General features: G+C 56.8%; 4 protein-coding genes. All 4 read right to left on the bottom strand.

Going from position 1 to position 2,966, the window contains the following annotated elements; all coding sequences use genetic code 11:
* Nucleotides 1-5: 5 nt before the first annotated feature.
* The 4 genes from fabY to yihX are packed head-to-tail and all read right to left on the bottom strand — an operon-like array spanning nt 6 to nt 2,891.
* On the bottom strand, nt 6-947 hold the full coding sequence (gene fabY, locus QRD42_RS05155) for a fatty acid biosynthesis protein FabY (protein ID WP_072571388.1): 942 nt from the start codon (nt 945-947) through the stop codon (nt 6-8).
* A 44-nt stretch (nt 948-991) separates the two neighbouring features.
* Complete coding sequence (gene dtd / locus QRD42_RS05150; RefSeq protein WP_072571389.1) at nt 992-1,429, bottom strand: D-aminoacyl-tRNA deacylase; 438 nt, start codon at nt 1,427-1,429, stop codon at nt 992-994.
* Entirely contained in the window at nt 1,426-2,298 is an 873-nt protein-coding gene (locus QRD42_RS05145; protein WP_072571390.1) for a virulence factor BrkB family protein, read from the bottom strand. The genes dtd and QRD42_RS05145 overlap by 4 nt, the downstream gene beginning before the upstream one ends.
* A complete protein-coding gene (yihX, locus tag QRD42_RS05140) occupies nt 2,292-2,891 on the bottom strand; it encodes a glucose-1-phosphatase (RefSeq protein ID WP_321988324.1) in 600 nt (199 codons plus the stop codon). The genes QRD42_RS05145 and yihX overlap by 7 nt, the downstream gene beginning before the upstream one ends.
* Between the last annotated feature and the right edge of the window lie 75 nt (nt 2,892-2,966).

Here is a 2,966-nt window from a genome sequence, read left to right as displayed (position 1 = left end):
GAGCCCTACTCTTCTTCGTTACCGCCCTCTTCCAGCGGTCCGAAGGGTTTGGCGGGCAGCACGATATAGATGCCTTCAAAAATCGCGCCCGCTTTATCGTCGCCAAAGAGCTCGACCTGGAGCTGAACGCGGGATTTACGACCACGGGCCAGGCGGTCCAGATCGCCGCTGAGCGAGCCTAAATCCGCAACGGCGCTCGGACGTCCGCTGATCGGCTGGCTGTAACGAATATGCGCATCCGCCAGAATAATGGTGCCGCCCAGATGACGCTCGCGCAGCATCAGCCAGATCAGCCCCCAGCCGGTGAGCGTGGCAAGTGAGAACAGACTGCCGGCAAATAGCGTATTGTGCGGATTCTGATTGCCCGTCTCCGGCATGGTGGTAATAAATTTTTGCCCGGTGTACTGCTGGATGCGCACGCCCATTTTTTCACTGAGCGGAATATGCTGATACCAGGCCTGCTGCAACTGCCCGCACCAGTCGCCGCGATGCAGAATATCATCGAGCGAAGCGACGGGTTTCACCATCAAAAAATGGCGCAGCGGCGTGGTCTGCGGCGCGGTGATCTCGCCTTCGTTCACAAAGCCGAGCTTGGCGAAAAACTCCACCGCGTCTTCCCGCGCGCTACAGGTGACGCGCTTTACGCCCTCCTGCCGGGCCACGGATTCCAGCGTCATCGCCATCAGCGTGCCAAGGCCTTTGTCCTGCACGCTCGGATGTACCGCCATAAAGCGGATCGAGGCTTCATTGTCGGCATTGATATACAGTCGCCCGACGGCCACCAGCTTGCCGTCTTCGTCCATCACCATCTGGTGATGCGCCATCGCATCCCAGGCATCGCGCTCGGAGCCGCGCGGCTGGCGCAGCGGCTTACGCAGCATTTCCCAGCGAAAGGCGTAGTAACGTTCTAATTCTTCTTCTGTCTGCGGTACGCGTAGGTGGTACATAGCGGTATTCTCTCTTGTTGACCGGGGCAACACCGCAAGCTGACTCATACCTGGAGCCAGAACGTTACGGGGCCGTCATTCACCAGCGAAACCTGCATATCGGCAGCGAATCGTCCGGTTTGCGTCACCATATCGAGGCTGCGGCAACGCGACACGAAATAGTCATACAGCGCTTCGGCACGCTCAGGTTCAGCGCCTTTTGAGAACCCCGGCCGCATGCCGCGGCTGGTATCGGCCGCGAGGGTGAACTGCGACACCACCAGCACGCTGCCGCCAGCCTGTTTAACGTTGAGGTTCATCTTGCCGTCAGCGTCGCTGAACACACGATAGCCGAGCACCCGTTCGCACAGGCGGTCGGCTTTTTGCTCGTCGTCATCCTTTTCGACACCTAATAACACCAAAAGTCCCGGGCCGATTTCACCCGTCACTTCATCCTCCACGCTGACGCTGGCGCGGCTAACACGTTGAATCAATGCAATCATGGTTGGTCTGCTTGTGCTTCTTCTGCGGCTTCTTTGAGTTTGCGGTATTCCCCGAGAGTGACAGTTATTTCCGCGCCAAGCAAGACGATACACCACGTCCAGTACACCCAGAGGAATAAAATCGGCACCACTGCCAGCACGCCATAAATCAGCTGATAAGAGGGGAACATGGTGATGTAGAGGGCAAAAGCTTTTTTGCCCAGCTCAAATAACAGAGCGGCGACCAGCGCACCGACAAGGGCATCGCGGTTCGGTACGCGCGTGGTCGGCACGATGCTGTACAGCAGCCAGAACGACAGCCAGGAGAGGATCAGCGGGAAAATCCGCAGCACGTCGTCAATCACGCTGTCGAGATCGCTCACCCAGCGCAGGGAGAGCAGATAGGAACTGATGGCCAGGCTCGCGCCCGCCAGCAGCGGCCCCAGCGTCAGGATCATCCAGTACACCGCGAAGGAGTAAACCTTCGGCCGTACCCGTTTGCTGCGCCAGATGACATTAAGCGCGCTGTCAATGGCATACATTAACAGTAAAGAGGTAACGATCAGCCCGCATGCCCCCACCGCCGTCATTTTGCTGGAGTTAGCGACAAACTGTTCGATGTAACGCTGGATCACATCCCCGGTGGCGGGCATGAAGTTGGCAAAAACAAAATGCCGTAGCTGGATACTGACGTCATTGAACATGGGAAAGGCGGCGAAAAGCGCGAAAATCACCGCCACCAGCGGCACCAGCGAGAGCAGGGACACATAGGCGAGATTCCCCGCCAGCGTCGTCATATTGTCTTCATCAATACGCTGCCAGAGCAATTTGAGCCAGGCCACCACCGGTCGGGTGTGATGCCTGGCTTTATGATGAACGGTTTTTAACATAACTGCTTCGCAAAATAGGTCGGGAGAGTGTCTTTACCGGTCACCAGAATGGAGGTGATCCCCAGCTGGTTAGCGCCTTCTATATTATCGGCGTTATCGTCAAAAAAGACCGTATCGGCGGCGCTAAATCCTTCGGCCTGTAACACCGCCTGATAAATTCGCGCTTCGGGTTTACGCATCCCCATATCCTGGGACAGGTAAATATGATCGGCGGCAGCTTTAATTTCCGGATATTCCTCCGGCCAGAAAGTCGTGTGCAGACGATTGGTGTTGGACAGCACCACCACGCGGTGCCCCTGGGCGCGCAGTTTATGCATGATGTCGATCACTTCCGGGCGCAGGGCAACGAATACCGCCTGCCAGCCGTGGGAAAACTGCTCATAGCTGAGCGGGAGATCCAGTTCATGGCAAAGCGCCTCGGCAAAGGCTTCGTCGGTGATCTCCCCGCGCTCATGCTGATGGAAGGCCTCACCCATCGTAAAGTTTTGCTTTAGCGTCGCCAGCGGGACACGGCTGAAATCGCTCCATGCACCCAGCACCCGATTGAAGTCAATATCGACAATCACGTTACCTAAATCAAAGATATAGAGCATTTCCCTCTCCTTATCAGCCGTGGAAGGATAACTGTAGCGGGAAATGAGGAGGGTGAACAGTAGGGCAATGCGGGA

Origin of the sequence: Enterobacter sp. PGRG2 (assembly GCF_030291195.1) — a bacterium.
Classification (GTDB): domain Bacteria; phylum Pseudomonadota; class Gammaproteobacteria; order Enterobacterales; family Enterobacteriaceae; genus Enterobacter_D.
Note: the sequence above shows the minus strand (reverse complement) of the source record. Positions and strands in the feature narration are given on the sequence as shown.

Excerpts from the sequence above, each read along its gene's own strand:
- fabY (WP_072571388.1), bottom strand. The coding sequence starts at position 947 with ATGTACCACCTACGCGTACCGCAGACAGAAGAAGAATTAGAACGTTAC.
- dtd (WP_072571389.1), bottom strand. The coding sequence starts at position 1,429 with ATGATTGCATTGATTCAACGTGTTAGCCGCGCCAGCGTCAGCGTGGAG.
- QRD42_RS05145 (WP_072571390.1), bottom strand. The coding sequence starts at position 2,298 with ATGTTAAAAACCGTTCATCATAAAGCCAGGCATCACACCCGACCGGTG.
- yihX (WP_321988324.1), bottom strand. The coding sequence starts at position 2,891 with ATGCTCTATATCTTTGATTTAGGTAACGTGATTGTCGATATTGACTTC.